Origin of the sequence: Colwellia sp. MB02u-10 (assembly GCF_014077185.1) — a bacterium.
Lineage (GTDB): Bacteria > Pseudomonadota > Gammaproteobacteria > Enterobacterales > Alteromonadaceae > Cognaticolwellia.
This window is the reverse complement of record NZ_JACGVK010000077.1, coordinates 21,173-44,510: the sequence shown is the minus strand read 5'-3', so window position 1 is coordinate 44,510 and position 23,338 is coordinate 21,173. Positions and strand designations below refer to the sequence as shown.

The 23,338-nt window shown below is 39.5% G+C and carries 20 protein-coding genes and 1 other RNA gene; 9 read left to right on the top strand and 12 right to left on the bottom strand.

Annotated elements, in window-relative coordinates:
- Positions 1-50: 50 nt before the first annotated feature.
- The 3 genes from H4J59_RS03380 to H4J59_RS03370 form a co-directional block, all read right to left on the bottom strand.
- Complete coding sequence (locus H4J59_RS03380) at positions 51-599, bottom strand: YggT family protein (protein WP_182236811.1); 549 nt, start codon at positions 597-599, stop codon at positions 51-53.
- A gap of 178 nt (positions 600-777) precedes the next feature.
- A complete protein-coding gene (proC, locus tag H4J59_RS03375; protein WP_182190334.1) occupies positions 778-1,590 on the bottom strand; it encodes a pyrroline-5-carboxylate reductase in 813 nt (270 codons plus the stop codon).
- Positions 1,591-1,785: 195 nt separating this feature from the next.
- Entirely contained in the window at positions 1,786-2,460 is a 675-nt protein-coding gene (locus H4J59_RS03370) for a YggS family pyridoxal phosphate-dependent enzyme (protein ID WP_182236809.1), read from the bottom strand.
- Between the two features lie 70 nt (positions 2,461-2,530).
- On the opposite strand from H4J59_RS03370, the gene H4J59_RS03365 reads away from it, so the two are divergent.
- The 3 genes from H4J59_RS03365 (at position 2,531) to H4J59_RS03355 (ending at position 5,581) form a co-directional block, all read left to right on the top strand.
- Positions 2,531-3,574, top strand: a complete 1,044-nt coding sequence (locus H4J59_RS03365; RefSeq protein WP_182236807.1) for a type IV pilus twitching motility protein PilT — start codon at positions 2,531-2,533, stop codon at positions 3,572-3,574.
- 35 nt (positions 3,575-3,609) lie between these two features.
- The gene (locus H4J59_RS03360) at positions 3,610-4,737 is read left to right on the top strand and encodes a PilT/PilU family type 4a pilus ATPase (protein WP_182236805.1); all 1,128 of its coding nucleotides are present in this window, start codon (positions 3,610-3,612) and stop codon (positions 4,735-4,737) included.
- A gap of 298 nt (positions 4,738-5,035) precedes the next feature.
- Positions 5,036-5,581, top strand: coding sequence for a DsrE family protein (locus H4J59_RS03355; protein ID WP_182236803.1), 546 nt, complete (start codon positions 5,036-5,038; stop codon positions 5,579-5,581).
- Between the two features lie 41 nt (positions 5,582-5,622).
- Here the strand turns inward: H4J59_RS03355 and H4J59_RS03350 are convergent, their stop codons facing one another.
- The 9 genes from H4J59_RS03350 to H4J59_RS03310 form a co-directional block, all read right to left on the bottom strand.
- Entirely contained in the window at positions 5,623-6,555 is a 933-nt protein-coding gene (locus H4J59_RS03350; protein WP_182236801.1) for an AEC family transporter, read from the bottom strand.
- A 92-nt stretch (positions 6,556-6,647) separates the two neighbouring features.
- Positions 6,648-7,085, bottom strand: a complete 438-nt coding sequence (ruvX, locus tag H4J59_RS03345; protein ID WP_182185091.1) for a Holliday junction resolvase RuvX — start codon at positions 7,083-7,085, stop codon at positions 6,648-6,650.
- Positions 7,085-7,639 carry a YqgE/AlgH family protein gene (locus H4J59_RS03340; RefSeq protein ID WP_182185092.1) on the bottom strand — a complete coding sequence of 185 codons (555 nt, stop codon included), beginning with the start codon at positions 7,637-7,639 and terminating at the stop codon, positions 7,085-7,087. Before H4J59_RS03340 ends, ruvX begins: the two co-directional genes overlap by 1 nt.
- Before the next feature lie 77 nt (positions 7,640-7,716).
- Positions 7,717-8,670, bottom strand: a complete 954-nt coding sequence (gene gshB / locus H4J59_RS03335) for a glutathione synthase (protein ID WP_182236799.1) — start codon at positions 8,668-8,670, stop codon at positions 7,717-7,719.
- Between the two features lie 123 nt (positions 8,671-8,793).
- On the bottom strand, positions 8,794-9,540 hold the full coding sequence (gene rsmE, locus H4J59_RS03330) for a 16S rRNA (uracil(1498)-N(3))-methyltransferase (RefSeq protein WP_182236797.1): 747 nt from the start codon (positions 9,538-9,540) through the stop codon (positions 8,794-8,796).
- A gap of 581 nt (positions 9,541-10,121) precedes the next feature.
- Positions 10,122-11,309 (bottom strand): methionine adenosyltransferase, encoded by a 1,188-nt coding sequence (gene metK / locus H4J59_RS03325; RefSeq protein WP_182138075.1) that lies wholly within the window; start codon positions 11,307-11,309, stop codon positions 10,122-10,124.
- Between the two features lie 198 nt (positions 11,310-11,507).
- Complete coding sequence (murI, locus tag H4J59_RS03320; RefSeq protein ID WP_259369374.1) at positions 11,508-12,362, bottom strand: glutamate racemase; 855 nt, start codon at positions 12,360-12,362, stop codon at positions 11,508-11,510.
- Between the two features lie 607 nt (positions 12,363-12,969).
- A non-coding RNA gene (gene ssrS / locus H4J59_RS03315) (6S RNA) lies at positions 12,970-13,151 on the bottom strand.
- Between the two features lie 139 nt (positions 13,152-13,290).
- Complete coding sequence (locus H4J59_RS03310; protein ID WP_182236795.1) at positions 13,291-13,596, bottom strand: cell division protein ZapA; 306 nt, start codon at positions 13,594-13,596, stop codon at positions 13,291-13,293.
- Positions 13,597-13,831: 235 nt separating this feature from the next.
- On the opposite strand from H4J59_RS03310, the gene H4J59_RS03305 reads away from it, so the two are divergent.
- The 6 genes from H4J59_RS03305 to gcvP all read left to right on the top strand — a co-directional run bounded on the left by H4J59_RS03305 (position 13,832) and on the right by gcvP (position 22,702).
- A complete protein-coding gene (locus tag H4J59_RS03305) occupies positions 13,832-14,401 on the top strand; it encodes a UPF0149 family protein (protein WP_182236793.1) in 570 nt (189 codons plus the stop codon).
- Between the two features lie 162 nt (positions 14,402-14,563).
- A complete protein-coding gene (pepP, locus tag H4J59_RS03300) occupies positions 14,564-15,901 on the top strand; it encodes a Xaa-Pro aminopeptidase (RefSeq protein ID WP_182236791.1) in 1,338 nt (445 codons plus the stop codon).
- A gap of 144 nt (positions 15,902-16,045) precedes the next feature.
- The gene (locus tag H4J59_RS03295; protein WP_182236789.1) at positions 16,046-17,446 is read left to right on the top strand and encodes an FAD-dependent monooxygenase; all 1,401 of its coding nucleotides are present in this window, start codon (positions 16,046-16,048) and stop codon (positions 17,444-17,446) included.
- Between the two features lie 391 nt (positions 17,447-17,837).
- On the top strand, positions 17,838-18,926 hold the full coding sequence (gcvT, locus tag H4J59_RS03290) for a glycine cleavage system aminomethyltransferase GcvT (RefSeq protein ID WP_182236787.1): 1,089 nt from the start codon (positions 17,838-17,840) through the stop codon (positions 18,924-18,926).
- A 179-nt stretch (positions 18,927-19,105) separates the two neighbouring features.
- Positions 19,106-19,495 (top strand): glycine cleavage system protein GcvH, encoded by a 390-nt coding sequence (gcvH, locus tag H4J59_RS03285; protein WP_182236785.1) that lies wholly within the window; start codon positions 19,106-19,108, stop codon positions 19,493-19,495.
- 306 nt (positions 19,496-19,801) lie between these two features.
- Positions 19,802-22,702 (top strand): aminomethyl-transferring glycine dehydrogenase, encoded by a 2,901-nt coding sequence (gene gcvP / locus H4J59_RS03280; protein WP_182236783.1) that lies wholly within the window; start codon positions 19,802-19,804, stop codon positions 22,700-22,702.
- Positions 22,703-23,338: the final 636 nt, after the last annotated feature.

Genomic DNA, 23,338 nt, shown 5'->3' with positions numbered 1-23,338 from the left:
TTTAAGTCGTTGATGTTTAGTATATATGACAATCTCAAATTAGATAACCGCTACAACATCGCCCAATACGGTATCCAACCTCTAAAGAGAATATTAAGTACGTTCAATAATAAAAAGGCGATCAGCACAGATAAATCAAGTCCACCAATGCTGGGAATAATACGTCTAATCGGCGCTAAAACCGGTGCAGTCAGTTGATGAAAAATCATTTGTGTTGGATTGTAACCTTGAACTACCCAGCTCATTAACGCCATAACCAACATAATGATAAACAGTAATATTCCGGTTTGTTTAATAAGATATATTAAGCCCAAATACAAAGCAGAAACGATATCAATAGGGCCACTATTGATTAATGGAATAATGATAAAAGTTAACGTGGCGAAAACATAAGCTAAAACAATGGTGGCTAAATCAACACCAGCAATACTTGGGATGATACGGCGCAATGGAATAACTAATGGGTTACTCACTTTGACGATAAATTGACTAAAAGGATTATAAAAATCAGCGCGCACTAATTGTAACCACACTCGCAATACTAAAATCATGAGTACAGTGTCAAAGGCAAATTTAAGCAAGTAATTAATTGCTTCCATCTAAAACTCCAAAATTATGAGAAGGGATTTGATCATCATGTAATAGTTACTCAAGTTACTCAAGTTACTCAAGTGACTCAAGTGACTCAAGTGACTATTAGAAATCTACAAGATTAAAAATCAGCATGTTACTAATTTTTATACAGTTAAAATCTCAAACATGATGATAATAATACTATTAACCATTTTTCGCCATTTCTTTAGCACGATCTACAGCACAATTCATGGCATTTGATACCAGTGACTCTAATCCACCTTCAATCAAAGAACTTAGAGCCGCTTGGGTTGTGCCACCTTTAGAGGTGACGTTTTCACGTAGTTTGCTGATCGGCAACTGATTTTCTATCACCATCTTAGCTGCGCCTAAGGCAGTTTGCTGAACAAGATCTCGACTATCCTGTTCGCTAAACCCATAAGCTATCGCCTGTTTTTGCATAGCTTCCATAAATAAGAAGAAGTAGGCAGGGGCAGAGCCTGACACGGCAATGATATGATCAATCTGTTGTTCTGACGTTAACCATTTAACAATACCGACTGATTCCATAAGCGATGTGGTGAATGCTCTTTCTTCGTCATTAGCGTGATCGTTGGCATATATTCCAGACACGCCAAAACCTAGTTGTGAAGGCGTATTGGGCATGGTTCTGATCACAGTGCATGGTTTATTTAGCGCCTGCTCTATTTGCTTTATGGTGCATCCTGCTGCCACAGAGATAAAACATTTACCGGTAATATCCATATGCTCGCTTAAGTGTTGGCAAACATCGCTAATAAGGTAAGGCTTAACGCCAAGCACGATAACGTCAGCAAATGTTGTTGCTTCAATATTATCTGGTGTTTGCTTAATGCCATGTGTTGCTTGTAATGCTAAGCGTTTTTCGGGCGATGGATTCGACACCATGATATTTTCAGGGTTGAAACCGCCATTGATAAGGCCAGAAATAATAGCGCCGTTCATGTTGCCTGCGCCGATAAAAGCTATTTTTTTCATAATTTTCCTTCAAGAATTACTGATTTGATATTTAGTCGTCGCTCAAACACCGGATTTATACCTGTTCCACTTCAAAATACTAAAATCTGCATTTTGAAGTGGAACAGGTATATATTGTAGTAAACCACCACTATTGTTAGTGGCAGATACCTTTTATATTAACATTATTATATTATTTTTTTTGCACTGATTTACTTAGCTTCTAGCGCCAAATATTGCTGAGCCAATACGTACTAAGGTGGAGCCTGCATTAATGGCAAGTTGTAGGTCAGCAGACATGCCCATTGATAACGTATCCATGGTGCGATATTGCTGTTTATGTTCGATGAACAGGTTCTGCATCTTAACAAAACTTGCCTGAGCCGCATTTTTTTCTGGAATGGCCATCAAACCACGCAGGCATAAATTGTCACAAGTTTCGATAACGCCCAACAGTTCAGGAAGCGCCTCGGGTAAAACGCCAGCTTTACTTAATTCGCCACTAATATTCACTTGTAAACAAATGTTTAGCGGAGTATCTTGACCGGACCTATGCTCGTTAAGACGTTTAGCCACTTTAATTCTGTCTATGCTATGTACCCACGAAAAATGGCTAGCGATTAACTTGGTTTTATTGGTTTGAATTGGACCAATAAAATGCCAAATTATATCTGGCTTATTTTGCAAAGCGATAACTTTTTCCACCGCTTCTTGTACATAGTTCTCGCCAAAATTTCGTTGCCCTGCGTGGTAAGCTTGTTCGAGCATTTCAATAGGTTTAGTTTTACTTACCGCCAGCAAAGTGACTTCATCAGAGTTGCGGTGAGCAAGTTGACAAGCAGAAGCAATTTGCAGTTCAACCGCAGCAATATTATCTTTAATAGCAATCATATTGTTTATTTCAGTTCTCAATGACTTATTAAGTTGTTAGTGCAATTATAAATTAGACTAAGAGGTTTGTATGGATATTACCGAATTATTAGCATTTAGTGTCGAAAATAATGCTTCAGATTTACATTTATCAGCGGGAACCCCCCCGTCTATTCGCGTCGATGGTGATGTGCGTAAGCTAAATATACCAGCATTTGACGAAAAAGATGTTAACGCTTTGGTTTATGATATTATGAATGATAGACAACGCAAAGAGTATGAAGAAAATTTAGAGGTCGATTTTTCTTTTGATGTACCTAATCTAGCGCGTTTTAGGGTCAATGCCTTTAATCAAAATCGTGGCCCTGCCGCAGTTTTTCGTACTATCCCGAGCAAAATACTCTCATTGGATGATTTAGGTTGCCCTGATATTTTCCGAGATATAGCCAATCTTCCTCGTGGCTTAGTATTGGTTACTGGGCCTACAGGCTCAGGTAAATCAACAACGCTGGCCGCAATGGTTGATTATATAAATAAAAATAAGCACGATCATATCTTAACTATTGAAGACCCGATTGAATTTGTGCATCAAAGCCAGTCATGCTTGATTAACCAACGCGAAGTTCATCGCGATACCTTAAGTTTTAGCGCGGCATTACGCTCGGCATTACGTGAAGACCCTGACGTTATTTTGGTGGGTGAAATGCGTGATTTAGAAACCATACGTTTAGCAATGACCGCAGCTGAAACCGGCCATTTAGTTTTTGGTACCTTACATACAACTTCAGCGCCAAAAACAATTGACCGTATTATTGATGTATTTCCGGGCGAAGAAAAAGCTATGGTACGTTCAATGCTTTCTGAGTCATTGCGTGCAGTAATCTCGCAAACCTTGGTTAAAAAAGTGGGTGGCGGCCGTGTTGCTTCACACGAAATTATGATGGGTGTGCCGGCAATTCGTAACCTTATTCGTGAAGATAAAATTGCACAAATGTATTCAGCTATTCAAACGGGTATGTCTCATGGCATGCAAACGATGGATCAATGTTTAAAAAACTTGGTCAACCGCGGTATGATAACTAGGCAAGATGCTATGGACACAGCGTATGATAAAAATCAATTTAATGGTTACTAGTCTTGCGGGTATAAAATAAGGCGAAAGGGAATTAAATGAATTTTCATGATTTATTACAAAAAATGGTGCAGCACGAAGCATCAGATATGTTTGTTACAGCTAAATTGCCTGTTAGTGCAAAAATTAATGGTGAACTCATCGCTATTGATGAGCAAGTTTTGTCGGCGACTGAGGCTTTAGGCTTAGTGCATGACGCTATGTCAGAAAAACAAAAAATTGAGTTTGAAGAAAGCAAAGAATGTAACTTTGCGATTTCAATTGAAGGCATTGGCCGATTTCGTGTTTCGGCATTTTGGCAGCGAGATATGGCGGGTATGGTTGTTCGCCGTATTGTTACCGAAATACCCGAAGCGGATGATTTGGGTTTACCCTCAGTACTAAAAGATGTGGTGATGTCAAAGCGCGGTTTATTGTTATTTGTTGGTGGTACGGGTACCGGTAAGTCAACGTCGATGGCAGCGCTAATTGGCTATCGTAACAAAAATTCCCGTGGCCATATCCTGACGATAGAAGACCCAGTTGAGTTTGTTCACGAGCACGGTAAATGTATGGTAACGCAACGTGAAGTGGGTTTAGACACTGAGAGCTTTGGTGCCGCCTTAAAAAGTTCTTTGCGCCAAGCCCCTGATGTTATACTCATTGGCGAAATTCGTAACCAAGAAACCATGGAGCATGCGTTGAGCTTTGCAGAAACGGGTCACTTATGTATTGCGACCTTGCACGCTAACAATGCAAACCAGGCTATTGATCGTATTATGCATTTAGTACCCGCAGATCAACATGACAAACTACTGTTTGATCTTGCGTTAAATTTACGCGGTATTGTCGCGCAACAATTAATTCCAACGCGTGATGGTAATAGCCGAGTGGCAGCGATTGAAATATTACTTAACTCGCCGTATATCGCGGAGCTAATTAAAAAAGGTGATATCGGTAGTATTAAAGAAGTCATGGAAAAATCTACCGATCAAGGCATGCAAACATTTGACCAAGCATTATTTCATTTGTATCAACAAGAACTTATTAATTACGCTGATGCTTTGCATCATGCTGATTCACCAAATGATTTACGCTTAATGATTAAATTGCGTAGCAATGAGCAAGGGGGAACGGGTTCATTGTCGGGTGTAACGATTGATGGTTTAGCGCCGAAAGAGCAATGATAATTATCTGACAAGTCACTCTTTCTAAACATAAAAGCATGCCTGTATCGGCATGCTTTTATGTTTAGAAAGAGTGGTGATTTTTTAAACGCTATAATAATACCAATCTCACTAATTATCTGATCATTTTTACTGGTTAAAATAACCCACTACTGCGTTATTTATTTAATAATTAGAACAACTAGTTATTAAAATAAATGCCTTATATTTGGCCATTTTTCCTGCGTATAAAGTAGACCACCTAATTAATGAAATTGGTATAAAATAAAGTTTAGCTAGAAAATAAAAGGATCAACCAATGTTATTTACAATACGTGTGTTAATGCTTATTTTAGCCTTCACTACGGCCAATTTTGCCATAGCGGGTGCTGATAAATTTATGGCGGGGCCAGTCATTAAAAACTATGGTAAGCATGCCAAGGTCCAGCAGGATTTTAATTTTGACAAAAATAGTATCTTTAAAGTCGCTTTTGACATCAGCGAGCAAGGAAAAATAGGCGAGGTTAATCGAAAAATCGAAACTCTAGCGCGTTTTATTAACATGCATGTGGCAAATGGTATGCCAGCAAAGAATATTCATTTAGCTTTGGTGGTACATGGTAAAGCGGGTTTTGATTTACTAAAAGGGCTGTTGTACCAAGAAAAATTTCAGCAAAAAAATGCTAATAGCGCACTGTTGCAAGACTTGATGAAAAACCAAGTAAGGGTTTATTTATGTGGTCAATCGGCCGCTTATTACGATATTAGCAATGACATGTTAGCTCCAGGCGTTGAAATGGCCTTGTCTGCAATGACCGCCCATGCAGTATTACAAAGCAAAGGTTATAAGGTTAATCCATTCTAAGACTTTAAAATAAGGCTTTCAATAAGCCTTTTATAAAGCCTTTATAAACTAAAGAGACTCGACAAACCCCATATCCATAAAGGGATAGAAACGATAGACATTAAGGTGGTAATCACTACTATACCGGCTATAGTCTCTTGATGTTTTGCATGTTGTTTGGCAATTAAATAAGCATTTACACCCGTTGGACTTGCACTTAAAATCACTAAAGTCATGGTGGTGAGCGCCGAAAACTGAAATATAAAATGACTGGTTAATAGGATTAAAGTCGGTAACAGTACTAGCTTTATTAGACTGGCAGTAACAATAAATTTAACTTCATTGCGAATTTTATAAAAGGCTAGCGAAGCACCGAGTAAAAAAAGTGCTAAGGTAATTGCAGGTTTACCTAACAATAACAGACTGTTGTTAACAATTATGGGTAACTTTATCGTCATTAAATTAACGATAAAACCACCGGTAATAGCAATCAGTAATGGGTTGTAAAAGGTCTGCTTGAGAAATATCCACCCATTAAACTGTTTAATATTAACCGCCAACACACTGGTAATGCCAATTAGCAGTGCACTGTGTAAACTGATCACTAAAAATATTGTTGGCAATACCTGCTCACCTAGCACCATTAAAGCGATAGGCATGCCAACAATAACATTATTTGAATAACTAGCGCCGAAAGCGTAAACCGCCGATGCAGGAAGATCACGTTTTAAATGCTGATGAAAATAGTAATTTATTATCCAAGCTAGGCCATAAACTAATAATAACGGTAAATAAAAGGCACTATAAATATTCAAATTTATTGTGCTCATATCCGCATTGGCCAACTGTTGAAATAAAAATGCCGGAATAGCGATATTAAAGGTAAATTTACTTAGGGCATCGACTTGGGCTTTGTTAAACCAGTTACTTTTAGCCAGTATAAAACCGAGCAAGCCGACCATAATTAATGGACTAATAAGGGTGAAAATAGCCATTAAACGCTTATGACTCTAACGACAAAGTAAAACTCGCTAAACAAGTACTTGTTAATACTCATCAGGCTAGATTGTAATCACGGTTAATCGGCTTAATATTGATTTTCAAAATAACTTTCTATAATTAATTTTGCTGATGCGGCGTCGATATTATCTTTTTTAAGATTACGGTAACCGCCTTCAGCAAACAGTGCTTCTTTGGCAGTGGCGGTGGTTAGGCGTTCATCTTGAAATTCAACTTTGACGCCAAATCTTCCGGATACTCGGTTACCGAACTTTTTCGCATCATGGGTCAAGGGTTGCTCGCTACCATCCATATTGAGTGGCAAACCCACCACAACAAAGTCAGGTTGCCATTCCTGCATAAATTTGGTCATTTTGTCCCAATCAGGAATACCATCACGCGCTTTTACTGAACCCAAAGGGGAAGCTAAACCGGTTATTTCTTGACCGACAGCAACCCCAATATATTTTTTGCCAAAATCAAAGCCAAGTATTGTTCGTTCGCCAATGGCGGTTTTACTCGCCATTATGCATGTCCTACTTCACTGGATAAATGAGCCATATCAATACCCAATTTATCAGTGGCTTTTTTCCACCTTTGCTCAATAGGGGTATTAAATATAATATCGCCATCAGCGGGGGTAAGTAGCCAAGAGTTAGCTTTAATTTCTTCCTCTAATTGGCCCGGTCCCCAGCCTGCATAGCCTAAGGTCACCATATATTTTTCAGGTGCTTGTGCTGTACCCAGGGCCAATAAAATATCTTTTGAGGTCGTGATCATTACTTCATCAGTTAAGGCTAAAGAACTATTCCAGCCCGTTTGTGTGCTGTGTAAAACAAAGCCTCGGTCTTGTGAAACGGGGCCACCGGTTAAGACTTGTTGGTCTAATTCGGGTGCTGCAATTTTATCTTGATCTATTTGGGTTAATAATTCGTTCAAGGTGACATTGATAGGAAGGTTTATGATCAAACCCATTGCCCCTTCAGCATTATGCTCACAGATATAAGTCACTGTTTTATTAAAATAAGAGTCGTCTAAACTGGGCATAGCAATCAAAAGTTGATTTTCAAAACTATCCATAAATATACCTTAATAATCAGAGAGAAATACGCTAAAGGTCATTTTGCCTTTAGCAATCTTATTGCGATTGGTATTAACTAGCGTTTTCTGATGTTTTGCTCAATAGCATCCATGAGTTTACCGCTAATATTTATTGGGTATGCTGCTTCAATTTCGCGAATACAGGTTGGACTTGTTACATTGATTTCAGTGACTTTGTTGCCAATAACGTCTAAACCAACAAAAAATAAGCCACGTTTTTTCAGTTCTGGTGCAATAGTTTCAGCAATAAATTTGTCGCTAGCACTTAATGGACGCGCTTCACCACGACCACCAGCGGCTAAATTACCGCGGGTTTCTCCTTGTGCAGGAATGCGGGCTAAACAGTAAGGCATAGGTTCACCATTAACGATTAATATGCGTTTATCACCGTCAACGATTTCTGGTAGGTACTCTTGTACCATAGCATATTGTGTTGAATTTGCTGTTAATGTTTCAAGTATTACGCCAACATTGGGATCATTCTCACCAATACGAAATATAGATGAGCCACCCATACCGTCTAAGGGTTTGATGATAATGTCTTTGTTCTCTTTATGAAACTCTCTAATTTTTTGATTATTACGTGTGACTAATGTTTTTGGTGTTAACTCTGGAAACCAAGCGGTAAATAATTTTTCGTTACAATCACGTAAACTTTGTGGCTTATTAACAATCAAAGTGCCCGCAACTTCTGCGCGTTCTAACATGTAGGTGGCATAAATAAACTCAGTGTCAAACGGCGGATCTTTTCGCATTAATACCGCATCTAAGTCAGCTACATTGATGTCTTCTCGTGCATCTAATTCATACCAATGCTCAGTGTCGTCAAATACTTTCACTTTTGCTGCTGTTGCTCGACAAACGCCTTGCTCTAAATAGAGATCTTGCATTTCCATATAATAAATTTCATAACCACGGGCTTGCGCTTCAAGCATCATCGCCATTGAAGAATCTTTTTTTACCTTGACCTGGGCAATAGGGTCCATAACAACGCCAATTTTTATGCTCATGTGTTTTCCTAAAGGTTATATGTTGATAAATGCCATGGCATTATTTATATGCTATAAGCGATTAAATTCTGTTAGCTGGTCTTTCTGCTAGTTGCTCTATGGTGCACGAAACTTAACACTGAGTTAATTTAAATCACCGTAACGACATTGTAATGCCGTTATTGCGGTCAGGGCTGCGGTTTCTGTTCTTAGTACCCGCGGCCCGAGTAAAACATCGTGAAAGCCTGCTGTATTGGCACGAGCAATTTCATCATCACTTAAACCACCTTCTGGCCCAATTAACAGGCGAACCCGTTGGTTTTCGATTGGCAAACTCATAATAGAGTGCTGGGCTTTAGGGTGTAAATTTAGCTTTAATGCTGAACTTTCTTGTTGTAACCATTCATCCAAATAAATGGGTAGGGCAACAACAGGGACAGTGCAACGGCCACTTTGCTCACACGCGCTGATCACTATTTTTTGCCATTGCTGGTGTTTTTTCTCTAAACGCTCGCCGCTAAGCTTTACATTGCAACGTTCACTAAAAATAGGCGTAATGGTATTAACACCTAACTCTACCGATTTTTGCAGAGTAAAGTCCATGCGTTCACCGCGTGAAACACCTTGTGCTAAATGAATATTGAGTGGCGACTCGTTTGCAACAATTTTTTTAGTAATAATCTCTACATCAGCAGACTTTTTATTTACATTACAAAGTCTTGCTTGATACTCAAAATAACCTTCTTGCTCTGCGATGCCATTAAATAGCGTAATGTCATCACCGTCTTTAAGTCGTAATACGCGCACAATATGGCCAAAAGCGTCAGCATTTAATACTTGTGTTTGACCTATTTCAAATGCTTGTGCTTGGTAAATACGAGGGTTACGCATATAAGGTTATCCATGGTTATTGTCGCAGCTATAGATGAGTGATATTACAGTAGCCGTTCAGGTTAAAGTTAATAGCGATTAAAGACCAAAGCTTTGTTGCTAGAAATTATGAGTCATAATTATTTCTAATATAGCCTGTTAATAAGGGCAACTCATCGTAAATTCAATTGTTTATATTAAAAAAATGATATTATTTTTTGTTAGCACTTGTTCAAAATAAAGCAGAAAAACTCGCAGGCTATTAAAACACTTGAAATTGAGATACTGCTGTTCTTGATTGAATTTTTATTAAGATAAGTCACTTGCCAGACGATTTATTATTTGTATCTATCTTATTATATAACTCGTGTTATTTTTCTCTCTTTGTCTGAGTATATCACTGTAATCATTGAGGTTGGTGAAGTACCGTCTAAATAAGTGGCAGCGGATGATGATATTTCGCTAATAGTGACAAGCAATAGCATATTAGGAGTATTTTTATACGTTATGGCTGATAAGCCTATTGCAAATAAAAGCATGAAAATAAAAAAACCGCTCAATGAGCGGTTTTTTTTAAACAGAAGCTTTAATCAAAGTGTGTATTAAATACCAGCTGACAAGCGCAGTGCTTCAGCTTTATCTGTTTTTTCCCAGCTAAATGCGGTGAAGGTATCATCGCCAACGGTCATTTCAAATGGTTCGCGACCAAAGTGACCATAAGCCGCCGTTTGCTTATACATAGGGTGTAGCAAGTCTAACATTTTAGTTATACCGTAAGGGCGCAAGTCAAAGTGTTCACGTACTATTTCAACCAAACGCTCTTCAGACACTTTACCGGTACCAAAAGTATCAATTGAGATTGAGGTCGGCTCAGCAACACCAATAGCGTAAGATATTTGAATTTCACAACGCTCAGCTAAACCTGCTGCGACAATGTTTTTGGCAACATAGCGACCAGCATAAGCCGCACTGCGATCGACTTTTGATGGATCTTTACCCGAAAAAGCACCACCGCCATGACGAGCCATACCGCCATAAGTATCAACAATAATTTTACGACCAGTTAAACCACAATCGCCGACAGGACCACCAATAACAAAGCGACCTGTTGGGTTGATATGATATTTAGTGTCTTTGGTTAATAACTCGGCAGGTAAAACATGTTTAATAATGTTTTCCATTACGGCACTGTGCAAGTCTTCTTGTTTAATATCTGGGTTATGCTGAGTTGACAACACAACGGTATCAATAGCTACAGGCTTGTTATCTTTATAAATAAAGGTTACTTGGCTTTTTGCATCAGGACGTAACCAAGGTAAAATTCCTGATTTACGTGCTTCAGCCTGACGCTCAACTAAACGGTGTGAATAATATAATGGCGCAGGCATCAGGGTTTCGGTTTCATTGGTCGCATAACCAAACATTAAACCTTGATCACCAGCACCTTGGTCTTCTGGATTTTCTCGGTCAACACCTTGGGCAATTTCGGGTGATTGTTGGCCTATTAAGTTCATAATTCCGCATGTTGCGCCATCAAAACCAACATCTGAAGATGTATAGCCAATTTCAGAAATAACATCACGGGTAATTTGTTCTAAATCTACCCAAGCAGAGGTTGAAACCTCACCTGAAATAATAGCAACACCGGTTTTTACCATAGTTTCACAAGCAACGCGTGCATTTTTATCTTTGGCAATAATAGCATCTAAAACCGCATCAGAAATTTGATCGGCAATTTTATCTGGATGTCCTTCTGACACTGACTCAGAAGTAAAAAGGTGTGTAGACATAAAACCTCGGTAAAAATTAACTGAAAAAAAATAATCGTCTTTAATAACGATATTCTAACTGTTTAGTTAATCTTTTTCTAGATTTATTTACGCCTAGATGGCTAAACGTCTTTAGGATGTGGGGGTTTTGAGTAAACTTGGATACTAATTTTTTGAGTATATTGCATTTTAACTAGGTATAAAACTGCAGTTAGGTCATTAAGGATAGCTATTTAAGCATAATGGGCGTTGCCAAATATGACTAAAAAGCGCTTGTTGTCTTAAGCAATACTTCGAACTATAAAAGGTAGTTGTGCCTAAATTTTTACTGGGATTAATGAGCTGATGTAAGGCTAATTGCCGTTTTAATTGCTCAGTTACCGGTTGTGCTGTTTCCATAACAACTACGCTGTCGCCACATATTTCGTTAATCAAGTTTTTGACTAACGGGTAATGTGTGCAACCTAAGACGATAGTATCTACCCCTTTTTCGAGTAAAGGTTGTAAATAGCTCAACAGCATTACTTTGCACTCAGGCGAGTTTTTTTTGTCTTGTTCAATGAGTTCTACCAAGCCGGGACAGGGCTGAATAGTAACATCACTGTTATGACTATATTGCGCAACTAAGGCTAAAAAGCGCTTATTTTCTGCTGTAGCTTTAGTGACTAATATAGCTACTTTTTTGTTTTTACTAACACTTGAGGCCGGCTTTATGGCAGGTTCAACACCAATAACAGGAATTGAAATGTTTTTCCGTAGCTGATCTATAGCATTAACTGTGGCGGTATTGCAGGCAACAACGATAGCTTTAGCGTTACGGGCAATAAACCACTGGGCAATTTCATTAACCCGTTGTTGAATAAATTCAGTAGATTTTTCACCGTAGGGTGCATACAGGGTATCGGCGACATAGAGCAAATTTTCATGGGGTAATTGTTGTTCAATGCACTGCGTGATAGACAAACCACCAACGCCGGAGTCAACTATACCAATAGGATCGGCATTAGCTGTTTGGCGTTTACTTTTTAGGATTGAAGTAGCTGCTTTTATATCAGCTTGGTTTTGCATGGGCATTAATTAAGCACAGCTTAAGTTTGGTGTAGTTAGTTAGGCTAAGTATATTATCAACAAGCAAATGAGATCTATACATATTTTGAGATAGGTATTGATTGCCAAGCTGCCACTCATTGAGATGAGTCCTGAAGGCAGCGGATTTAGGGACGTTTAAAGACGAGTTTTTAGCTGTCAGCTATCAGTAAGTTAAAAAAGTTTGAAGCGTGGTTTTTCCGTGCTTTCCTCCTGTAGTTCTCCTGCTTTTCTCCCTGTGAATTATTTTGTTGTTTTTTACAGGGAGGAAACAATGAGAAAAGAATGAGCGGGGCTTTACCGTGCTTTTCCTCATGCAGTCCTCCTGCTTTTCTTCCTGTGAATTATTTTATTCTTTTTTTACAGGGAGGAAACAATGAGAAGGGAAGGAGGGCTAATTAGCACAGCGGTCTTAAGACAAATTGAACGTTACGATAAGATCTAGCTAGATAGAACTATTGAAAGTTTAAGAATTAACTATGAATATACGGTTGATTTTTTAATGCGATTATTATTGCTTTTCTAGCAATGCGCGAAAATATTGTTGATATTTTAGGATGAATTACAGAATTACAGAATGAGAAAATAGAGGAAAATGACTTCCAAGGTGCCGCAGCTCACATTTGTCCTGAACACCGGGTGTTCAGGGCGGACGTATCATGCTAACCGTAGGCTTCCCGATACGAGCCGGGCTTGCACAATAGTTAATAATCAACATCCTTAGGTAAAACTTATCGGCTCAGGGACATAGTTCACAAACGAACACCCCAGAAGTCAAAAACATTATAGCGAATAATCTCAGTCAAATTAAGTCTTTTATTACTTGTAAGACCTGTTCGCTTAATGCTTGAACAAATTGAATTTTCTTTGAACGAAAGTAGTTTATTTAAAAATAGGTTAAACGATGAATAGTCTATTAGGCAGATTTAGTGCGGTTTACCGCTTGTTCAATGGTGGCTTGTAGTAATTCAATTTTGCTTTGCATTCTTTCGCGTTCTTGCTCTTGCTCATTTCGTGCTTGGATTAAATCATGGGCAAGGTTTAATGACATCATCACCAGCGACTGCTCAACAGTTTTTGTTGAGAATTTTTTCTTGGCGTCTTGTTCTAAGCGTTTGTTTATTTCACTCGCCGCCTGCAACAACGCAGACTCATTTCCAGCTGGACAAGCAACTTTTAGTCGTTTGTTGGCAACATTTATGGTGACTGTGTGTTGGCTCATTGCGTGTATATTCTCAATGCATAATATTAGTTTATTGAGCTCTAAGCTCAAAAAATTGCGCTACTCGCTTGTAATACCAAGAAAAACACTGATAACTAAACTTAGTGCGCCATAAGATGAAACTATAACGGTGAGCGCTACACTATGCAAGTGATCTCTATGGTTTTTTCTGGAATCAAGGCTATGCCAATGTTAAGATGGTTATCAATATCCCCCTGATTGAATTTATATTTTTATGTCTGATAACACCGCTTTAGATTTTTCCGCCGCACAAGCGATATTAACCAGTGAAGGTATTGAGGCACATGCTGCTGAAATTCACGGTGTGCTAACAGGTTTAATTTCTGCAGGCTTTGAATTTGAAAGTAATGATTATATCGCTATGGTTAATGACATGCTTAATAATGCTGAAGGTTTACCGGTAGCCATTAAAAGCTTAGTTAAAGACATTTACAGTGATATTTGGCAAAAAATCCTTGATGACTCATACGGCTTCCAATTAATGCTACCCGATGATGACGACTCAATTATTGAACGTGGACACGCACTAAGTAAGTGGGTGCAAGGCTTCAACTTAGGCTTTGGTTTACAACAAATAAAAAATGCCGCTTTGTCTGAAGATGTTAAAGAAGTATTGGTCGACTTTGGCGAGATTGCTAACTTGTCAGACGAAATGGAAGAAAATGAAGCGACCGAGCAAGCGTATTTTGAAATTGCTGAATATGTTAGAATCTCTGCGCTACTGTGCTTTACTGAATTAGGTGCGCCACCCGCGCAACAAGACACAAGCGCGACCTTGCACTAGCGCTTTGCGGTTAAAGTGCTTTAGTCATAAAGCGCTTAACGCGGACCTTTTAACGCTGACCTTTTTAAAACTGAAACACTAATAACTTAAAAATCAGCTTAAAACACTCAAGGTCGAAAACCTTACTGTTAAAATTTAATTAAAAAAAATAAGCTGGTATCCATGATCAAAAACACCTTATTGCCCGTTGCTGAATTTTGTCAGCGTAGAAATGATTTTATGGCGCAAATGCCGGTAAATAGCATTGCATTAATTTCTGCTGGTCAGGAAGTTACCCGCAGTAATGACACCGAATATCCATTTTGCCAAAATAAGCACTTTTATTATCTTAGCGGTTTTAATGAACCCGATGCCATTTTAGCCTTAATTAAAGGTGATGACACAAGGTCAGCAGAAAGTGTTTTATTTTCTCGTGAAAAAGATCCTCAGCAAGAGATTTGGCATGGCCGACGTGTTGGTCAAGTGCAAGCGGTTGACGTTTATCAGTTTAATAAGTGTTTTAGCTTAGCAGAAATAGATGAGCAATTATTGCCGTTAATGGCAGGTAAAACCGCCGTATTAATTTGCCAGCATGAACAAAAGGCATTCCAGCAACAAGTACTTTCATGGTTAGCCGAGATTAAAAAGGCAGGTCGCACGGGTGTTAAAGCACCAACGACCTTAATTGATTGCAGTAACTTGCTAGATGAAATGCGCTTACATAAATCAAATGCTGAACTTGATATTATGCGCCAGGTTAATGTCATCAGTGGCGGTGCTCATCAAAGAGCAATGCAACAAACTAAAGCTGGTAAGTTTGAATATCAAATAGAAGCAGAGTTATTGCACGAATTTGCCACTAATGGTGCGCGTTACCCAGCTTATGGCTCAATTGTGGCTGGCGGTGATAACGCCAATATTTTACATTACACTGACAATGATGACGTGCTAAACGACGGCGACTTATTACTTATTGATGCCGGTGGTGAGTTAGCGGGTTATGCCGCTGACATTACACGCACATTTCCGGTTAATGGTAAATTTACTGCGGCACAACAAGTGATTTATCAATTAGTGCTTGATAGCCAAAACCTTGCCATTGCCGCGATAAAGCCAGAACAAAACCTTGCTGAATTAAACCGCATAGTGTGTGATTTTCTGACCAGAGGTTTGCATGATTTAGGCATTCTCAAAGGCAATTTAAACATATTATTAGTTCAACGAGCCTGCAAAAAATACTTTATTCATGGCCTTGGACACTGGTTAGGTCTTGATGTGCATGATGTGGGTGATTACCATGCGAGTCAACAGCGAGAGCAATTACGCCCTTTTGTCGCCGGTATGGTGATGACTATCGAACCGGGTATTTATATTCCAAAAAATGATCAAACCGTGGACGAAAAATGGCGTGGTATTGGCGTACGTATTGAAGACAATGTGCTAGTAACCCAAACAGGTTATGAAAACCTAACGGTCAATGCACCAAAAACCATTGCTGAAATTGAAGCCTTGATGGCTTAGTTGTTAGGTAGTCAATCAACGTTGACTTGCCGGTGATTTAAGCCTTAAAGCTGGCTTGCTGTTCCAAGTGCATAGGCAGGAAAATAATCAGCTACCTACAACCTTTTGGGCTTGTGAATGTGAATAACATAAATGTGAAAAACAATGCAAAAATTTGATCTATTAATTGTCGGTGGCGGTACGGTGGGTTTAACACTGGCACTTGCTATTCGCCAACAAAGTCAGTTAAGTGTCGCTATTGTTGATAACGCGCCTATTGAAGCGTTAAGCGTTGAACCTGAGGTGCGCGTTAGTGCTATTAATGCCGCCAGCCAGCAAATATTTAGCCACCTTAATGTTTGGCAAGATATTATCGCGCAACGTGCTCAGCCTTATTACGATATGCACATTTGGGACAAGGCCGGTTATGGACAGCTAAACTTTGCTTTAAAAGATGTTAGCCGCCCAGCCTTAGGTAATAGCCCAGAGCAATTAGGTTTTATTATTGAAAATAAAGCCATTCGTAACGCCTTGTGGCAGAAAGCGGCGCAAGACAGCGGTATTGAGTTTTTTACTGACAGCAAACTCCAGCAATTAAATCCTAGCGATAATGAAGTTTTTGCTACCTTCGAACATAACAGTCATACCAACAGCCAACCTATGCCGATAGTGGCAAAATTGGTGGTTGGTGCTGACGGGGCAAACTCTTTTGTACGTCAACAAATGAACGTACCATTAACCTTTCGAGATTACGATCACCACGCGATCGTCGCTACAGTTAAATGTCAACAAGGCCATCAAAGCACGGCTTGGCAAGTGTTTTTAGATATCGGCCCATTAGCACTATTGCCTTTATATCAAGCGGATTTATGCTCTATTGTTTGGTCAACAAGCCCTGAAGAGGCGATTCGATTAACTGCCTTGTCAGCAGAAGACTTTGGCAAAGAACTTACCGCCGCTAGCGATGGTAAATTAGGGCAAGTATCGCTAGCAAGTGAGCGATTTACCTACCCGTTAACCATGCGTTTTGCGCAAGATTTTGTTAAAGGCAGAATGGTATTGGTGGGCGACGCGGCACATACTATTCACCCGTTAGCTGGGCAGGGTGCTAACTTAGGCTTGCTTGATGCAGCCGCTTTGTCACAAACCATTTGCGAGCAACTTTGCAAAGCACAAGCTAAGGGCACGCTTGATGATAACGCATGGTATAGCAACAAATCGTTACAACAATTTGCTCGCTGGCGCAAAAGTGAAGCAGTAGCAATGATTGCCTCGATGGAGGCGATAAAACAAGCCTTTACCCCTCAGCAAAGCGCGATTAAATTACTTCGTGGCTTGGGTATGTCGTTACTCGATAATATTAAACCGGCAAAAGCATTAATGATTAATCAAGCCTTGGGTTTTAAAGATGATTTACCCCAATTAGCTACCGCACTTTCACAGCAAGTGCCGCAAAAACTATCAGTACAAGTTTCACCACAAGTTCCACAAAAAACGCTACAACAATCATCGGACTCACTACAACAAGTACCGCAACAAGTACCACAACAAAAAAATAGCTCATAGCGTCACACTTATCGCGTTATTTTATTGACTATTTAGTCAAGAAAAACGCTATTTTACTCAATCAGCCAATAACAAATGGGCCGTTTGAGTAAAATAGTACTTTTATTCTTTTCAGCAATATAAAATTTAAGTTTGCTACAAGCTAACTTTTCATACGCTCAAGGAATTATATTTTCAAAAAAGGCCTTTTTGGAAATATAATTTTAAATAGTTTCTTTAGTCGGTTTTAAATTTCAAATATGCTTTATTATCTGTTGAATCAACAGTTACTCAGGGCTATAATCATCCGTACTTTTTATAAATCTTCCGTCTTTATCCTAGGTTTAATCGTGATGCTTATTTTAAGCACTGACAAACTTAGATAAAACAACTAACGTGAGTGAAACGTACGATGACAAATAAAACAGTATTACATGCTAAGCACTTAGAAGCTGGCGCTAAAATGGTTGATTTTTATGGTTGGGAAATGCCGATCAACTACGGTTCTCAAATTGAAGAACATCATGCGGTGCGCAAAGACGCTGGTATGTTCGATGTTTCACACATGACTATTGTTGATGTTCAAGGTGTTGATGCACAGGCGTTTTTACGTCGTTTAGTGATTAACGACGTAGCTAAATTAGATGTTGTCGGTAAAGCACTTTACACAGGTATGTGTAACCTTGAAGGTGGCGTTATCGATGACTTAATCGTTTATTTTTTCAGTAACACCGATTACCGCCTAGTCGTTAACTCAGCGACTCGCGTAAAAGACTTAGCTTGGATCAACGAGCAAGCATCAGCATTTGACGTAGCAATAACTGAACGTCCAGAATTTGCCATGATCGCCGTGCAAGGCCCACAAGCTAAAGCTAAAGTAGCCACTCTATTAGACGCTGAGCAAACGGCTGCTGTTGAAGGCATGAAGCCATTTTTCTCGGCACAAGCCGGCGACTTATTTATTGCCACAACTGGTTACACCGGTGAAAACGGTTATGAAATAGCCTTACCTGCTGACCAAGCTGCCGACCTATGGCAACAATTGCTTGATGTTGGTGTTAAGCCTTGCGGCTTAGGTGCTCGCGATACTTTACGTTTAGAAGCCGGCATGAACCTTTATGGTTTAGACATGGATGAAAGCGTTTCGCCATTAGCCGCTAATATGGCATGGACGATTAGCTGGGAACCTGAAGATCGTAACTTTAACGGTCGTGAAGTATTAGCGGCGCAACGTGCTGCAGGCGACCAACCTAAACTCGTTGGTTTAGTGCTTGAAGAAAAAGGCGTATTGCGCAGTGGCCTTAAAGTGATCACTGAAGCAGGCGAAGGCGTTATTACTTCAGGGACATTTTCTCCAACTTTAGGTTACAGTATCGCAATGGCTCGTTTACCACGTAGTGTAGCGCTAGGTAGCACAGTAGAAGTTGAAATGCGTAAAAAGCTAGTTAAGGTTCAAGTAATTAAGCCAAGTTTTGTGCGTAATGGCAAAAAAGCTTTTTAACTACTTAGGGGCAGGTCAACGCTCATTAGTGAGCGGTAAAACCTAGTCAAAAAATGCTAAAAATTTAAGCTATAGTATGGGATGATTAATGTAGGCAAGCTTCATACTATAGTCGTTAGTACCAATTAGTTAATCTGCTTGGTATATCCAATTTAAAAATAAAGATTAGGACAAAATCAATGAGCAACATTCCTTCAGAATTAAAATATTTAACATCACACGAATGGGTACGCAACGATGGCAACGGTGTTGTTACTGTTGGTATTACTGAGCACGCACAAGGCCTTTTAGGTGACATGGTATTTGTTGAGTTACCTGAAGTGGGCGACACAGTGAGTGCGGGCGACGATGTTGCTGTAGCAGAATCGGTAAAAGCTGCATCAGACATTTACGCACCGATGAGCGGTGAAGTCATTGAAGTGAATGAAAACCTTGAAGACTCACCTGAGTTAGTTAACTCAGAGGCCTTCGTTGGCGGTTGGTTATTTAAATTAAAAATTGCAGATGAAAGTGAGTTCGACAACTTACTTGATGCTGAAGGTTATGCAAACTCAATCGACGAAGATTAAATTTTAGGCATATTATGCTGCGATACACCTTGTTTTTGTTATTTTTTGTGATCATTTAGTCGACTAAATTCGTACAACTCATAACATCAATCGTGTTGCTTATATTAAAGTAACTACTGAACTCAAACACTTAACCTAAGTGCAAAGTTTAAGTACTAGGTTTAAGTACTAGATTAAGTTTGCAGCCATTTATTTGTGCCTAAAAGCCGATTGTTATCAAAAACGATATTTAAGCCCTTAACTCGATCTAATAGTTCAGGGCTTTCTTTTTATTAAATATTATTAACTTTATAGTGAAGCTGTTTTATGACTACTCAATATAATGACTCTTTATCTTTGACTGAATTAGAGCAAAGACAAAATTTTATTCGACGTCACATTGGTCCAAGTGATGAGCAAACACAAGCCATGTTGAAAGATATCGGTGCAGAATCTGTCGATGCCCTTATCGATGAAATTGTACCTAATGATATTCGCTTAGCTGATTTACCTGCTATCGAAGAAAGCAAAACTGAAGTACAAGCTTTAGCCGACTTGAAAGCGGTAGCAAGTTTGAACAAAGTAAACGAGACATATATTGGTTTAGGTTACTACGGCACACTAACGCCTAACGTTATTTTACGTAACGTGTTAGAAAATCCAGGCTGGTACACGGCATATACGCCATACCAACCAGAAATTGCTCAAGGTCGTTTAGAGTCGTTATTAAACTTCCAACAAATGTGTATCGACCTGACCGGTTTAGAGCTAGCGTCGGCGTCACTACTTGATGAAGGCACTGCCGCAGCTGAAGCCATGGCATTAGCTAAACGGGTATCAAAAAACAAGAAATCAAACTTGTTCTTTATCTCAAGTGACGTTTATCCACAAACTATCGACTTAGTTAAACAACGTGCTGAAATGTTTGGTTTCGACATCCTTGTAGCTCCGGCTGCAGAAGTTGTTGAACACGACGTATTTGGCGCCTTATTACAGTACCCAAGTGCCACAGGTGAAATCACTGACATCAGCGATTTAATTGCCAAAGTACATGAGAAAAAAGGCATTGTTGCCGTTGCGGCCGACATCATGAGCTTAGTGCTATTAAAAGCACCAGGCGAATTAGGGGCTGATGCCGTTATTGGTTCAACTCAACGCTTTGGTGTGCCCATGGGTTACGGCGGACCACACGCGGCATTTTTCACGACCTCTGAAAAATACAAACGTTCATTACCAGGTCGTATTATTGGTGTATCAAAAGATACACGCGATAACCCAGCACTGCGTATGGCCATGCAAACACGCGAGCAACACATTCGCCGCGAAAAAGCCAACTCAAACATTTGTACCGCACAAGTATTATTAGCCAACATGGCGGCGTTTTACGCTGTTTACCATGGCCCTAAAGGTTTAAAAACTATCGCACAACGCATTCACCGTTTTGCTGATATTTTATGTTTAGGTACGGCATCAAATGGCTTACCAGCACTTCATCAGCACTATTTTGACACCTTAACTTTTAACGTCAGCAATAAAGATGAAATTGTTGCTCGTGCATTAGCTAATGGCGCTAACTTCCGCACTGATGTTGACGGTCAAATTAGTATTTCATTAGATGAAACAACTACCCGTGAAAACGTGCAAACCTTGTTTGATATTTTATTAGGTGCAGATCACGGCCTAGACGTAGCAGTACTTGACCAGCAAATTATCGCTGCAGGGCAGTCGTCAATTCCAGAGGCCTTACAACGTGAGTCTGCGATTCTAACGCACCCAGTATTTAACTCGTATCACAGTGAAACTGAGATGCTACGTTACATCAAAAAATTAGAAAACAAAGATTTAGCGCTTAATCATTCCATGATTTCATTGGGCTCTTGTACCATGAAATTAAATGCGACAGCGCAAATGATCCCAGTATCATGGCCTGAATTCGCTAACATGCATCCTTTTGCCCCTGTTGATCAAGCGCAAGGTTATAAGCACATGATTGACGAACTAGCCAAATGGTTAGTTGAGTTAACCGGCTACGACAAAATGTCAATGCAACCTAACTCCGGCGCACAAGGTGAATATGCTGGCTTAATTGCCATTCACAAGTACCACGAAAGCCGTGGTGATGCGCATCGTAACATTTGTTTAATTCCATCTTCAGCACACGGTACTAACCCTGCATCAGCGCAAATGGTAGGTATGAAAGTGGTAGTGGTTGCTTGTGATAAAGCCGGTAACGTTGATATGGCCGACTTAAAAGCGAAAGCAAGTGAGTTAGCTGACAGCCTGTCTTGTATCATGATTACTTACCCGTCTACGCACGGTGTATATGAAACCACCATTGCAGAAATTTGTAACATAGTGCATGAGCACGGCGGTCAAGTTTATCTTGATGGCGCAAACATGAATGCCCAAGTGGGTTTAACATCACCGGGTTTCATTGGTGCTGACGTTTCACACTTAAACTTACATAAAACCTTTTCTATTCCACACGGTGGTGGCGGTCCAGGTATGGGTCCTATCGGCGTTAAAGCGCACTTAACACCATTTTTGCCCGACCATGCATTAATTAATGTTGATGAAGAAACTAAAGGTAACGGCGCGGTATCAGCAGCACCTTATGGTAGTGCCGGTATTTTATGTATCTCATACCTTTACTGTGCCTTACTGGGTAAAAAAGGTGTTACCGATGCCACTAAATACGCGATTACTAATGCTAACTACGTAGCAACAAAACTTAGCCCACATTTCCCACTGTTATACGCAGGGAAAAATGGCCGTGTTGCCCACGAATGTATCATTGATTTACGCCCACTTAAGGCAGAATCAGGTGTTACTGAAGTCGATATCGCCAAGCGCTTAATCGATTACGGTTTTCATGCGCCAACCATGTCGTTTCCAGTAGCGGGTACCTTTATGATTGAGCCCACTGAATCTGAGTCAAAAGTGGAACTTGATCGCTTCATCGAAGCTATGATTTCTATTCACGGCGAAGTGCGTAAAGTTACCTCAGGCGAGTGGACAAGTGAAGACAACCCATTACATCATGCACCACACACACTAGCGGATATTACCTCACCTTGGGATCGTGCTTACACGATTCAAGAAGCGGTATTCCCAGTGCCTGCGGCTGCAGCGAATAAATTCTGGCCAACGGTTAACCGTATAGATGATGTTTATGGCGACAGAAATTTAATTTGTAGTTGTCCTCCGGTTTCTAGTTATCAAGACTAACCAATTGTTTGTCATCTGTTAATTAAGTTTGTGAATGTTTAATTAAGTTTGAAAAATTAATTAAGTTTGTGAAACATAAAAGGCGAATCAGAAATGATTCGCCTTTTATGTTTTTATAAATACCGATTATCGAAAAAGTTCGCACATATAGTGTGTCTATTGTCAGTAAGGAATTTAAATTGTTCTGTATTTCGAGTCATTTCTTTATATGCAGGCACGATAGTATGATCCAAAACGTCTTCTCCGCCTACATTGGAGACGTTAGCACATTAATCCTAACGTCCGCTTGAAGCTCATAGCTGTCGTTTGACCTTCCATTAATTGGAATTAACTCTGAGCTAAAATCATACATTTTGTTTAATTAAAACTGCCAATAATAATCATTATTTCTTTGCTCTGTTTATCCTATTAAGTGTCAATCGTCAAAGATTGTCTTACCCTGTCCAATATTATTTCACAGGTTTTATCACCTGACATTCTATAAGAGCTTGTTATTATATAGTTTGAGTCTTTTGATGTGGTTTGGAGTGTTTCTACGTGCCAACTGATAGGGTCATTTTCTCTTATTGAATCTCTGATATATGGTAAAACTAAATACCTTCTGCCATTTAGTGTTTTAGTATATGTGTTTTCAAC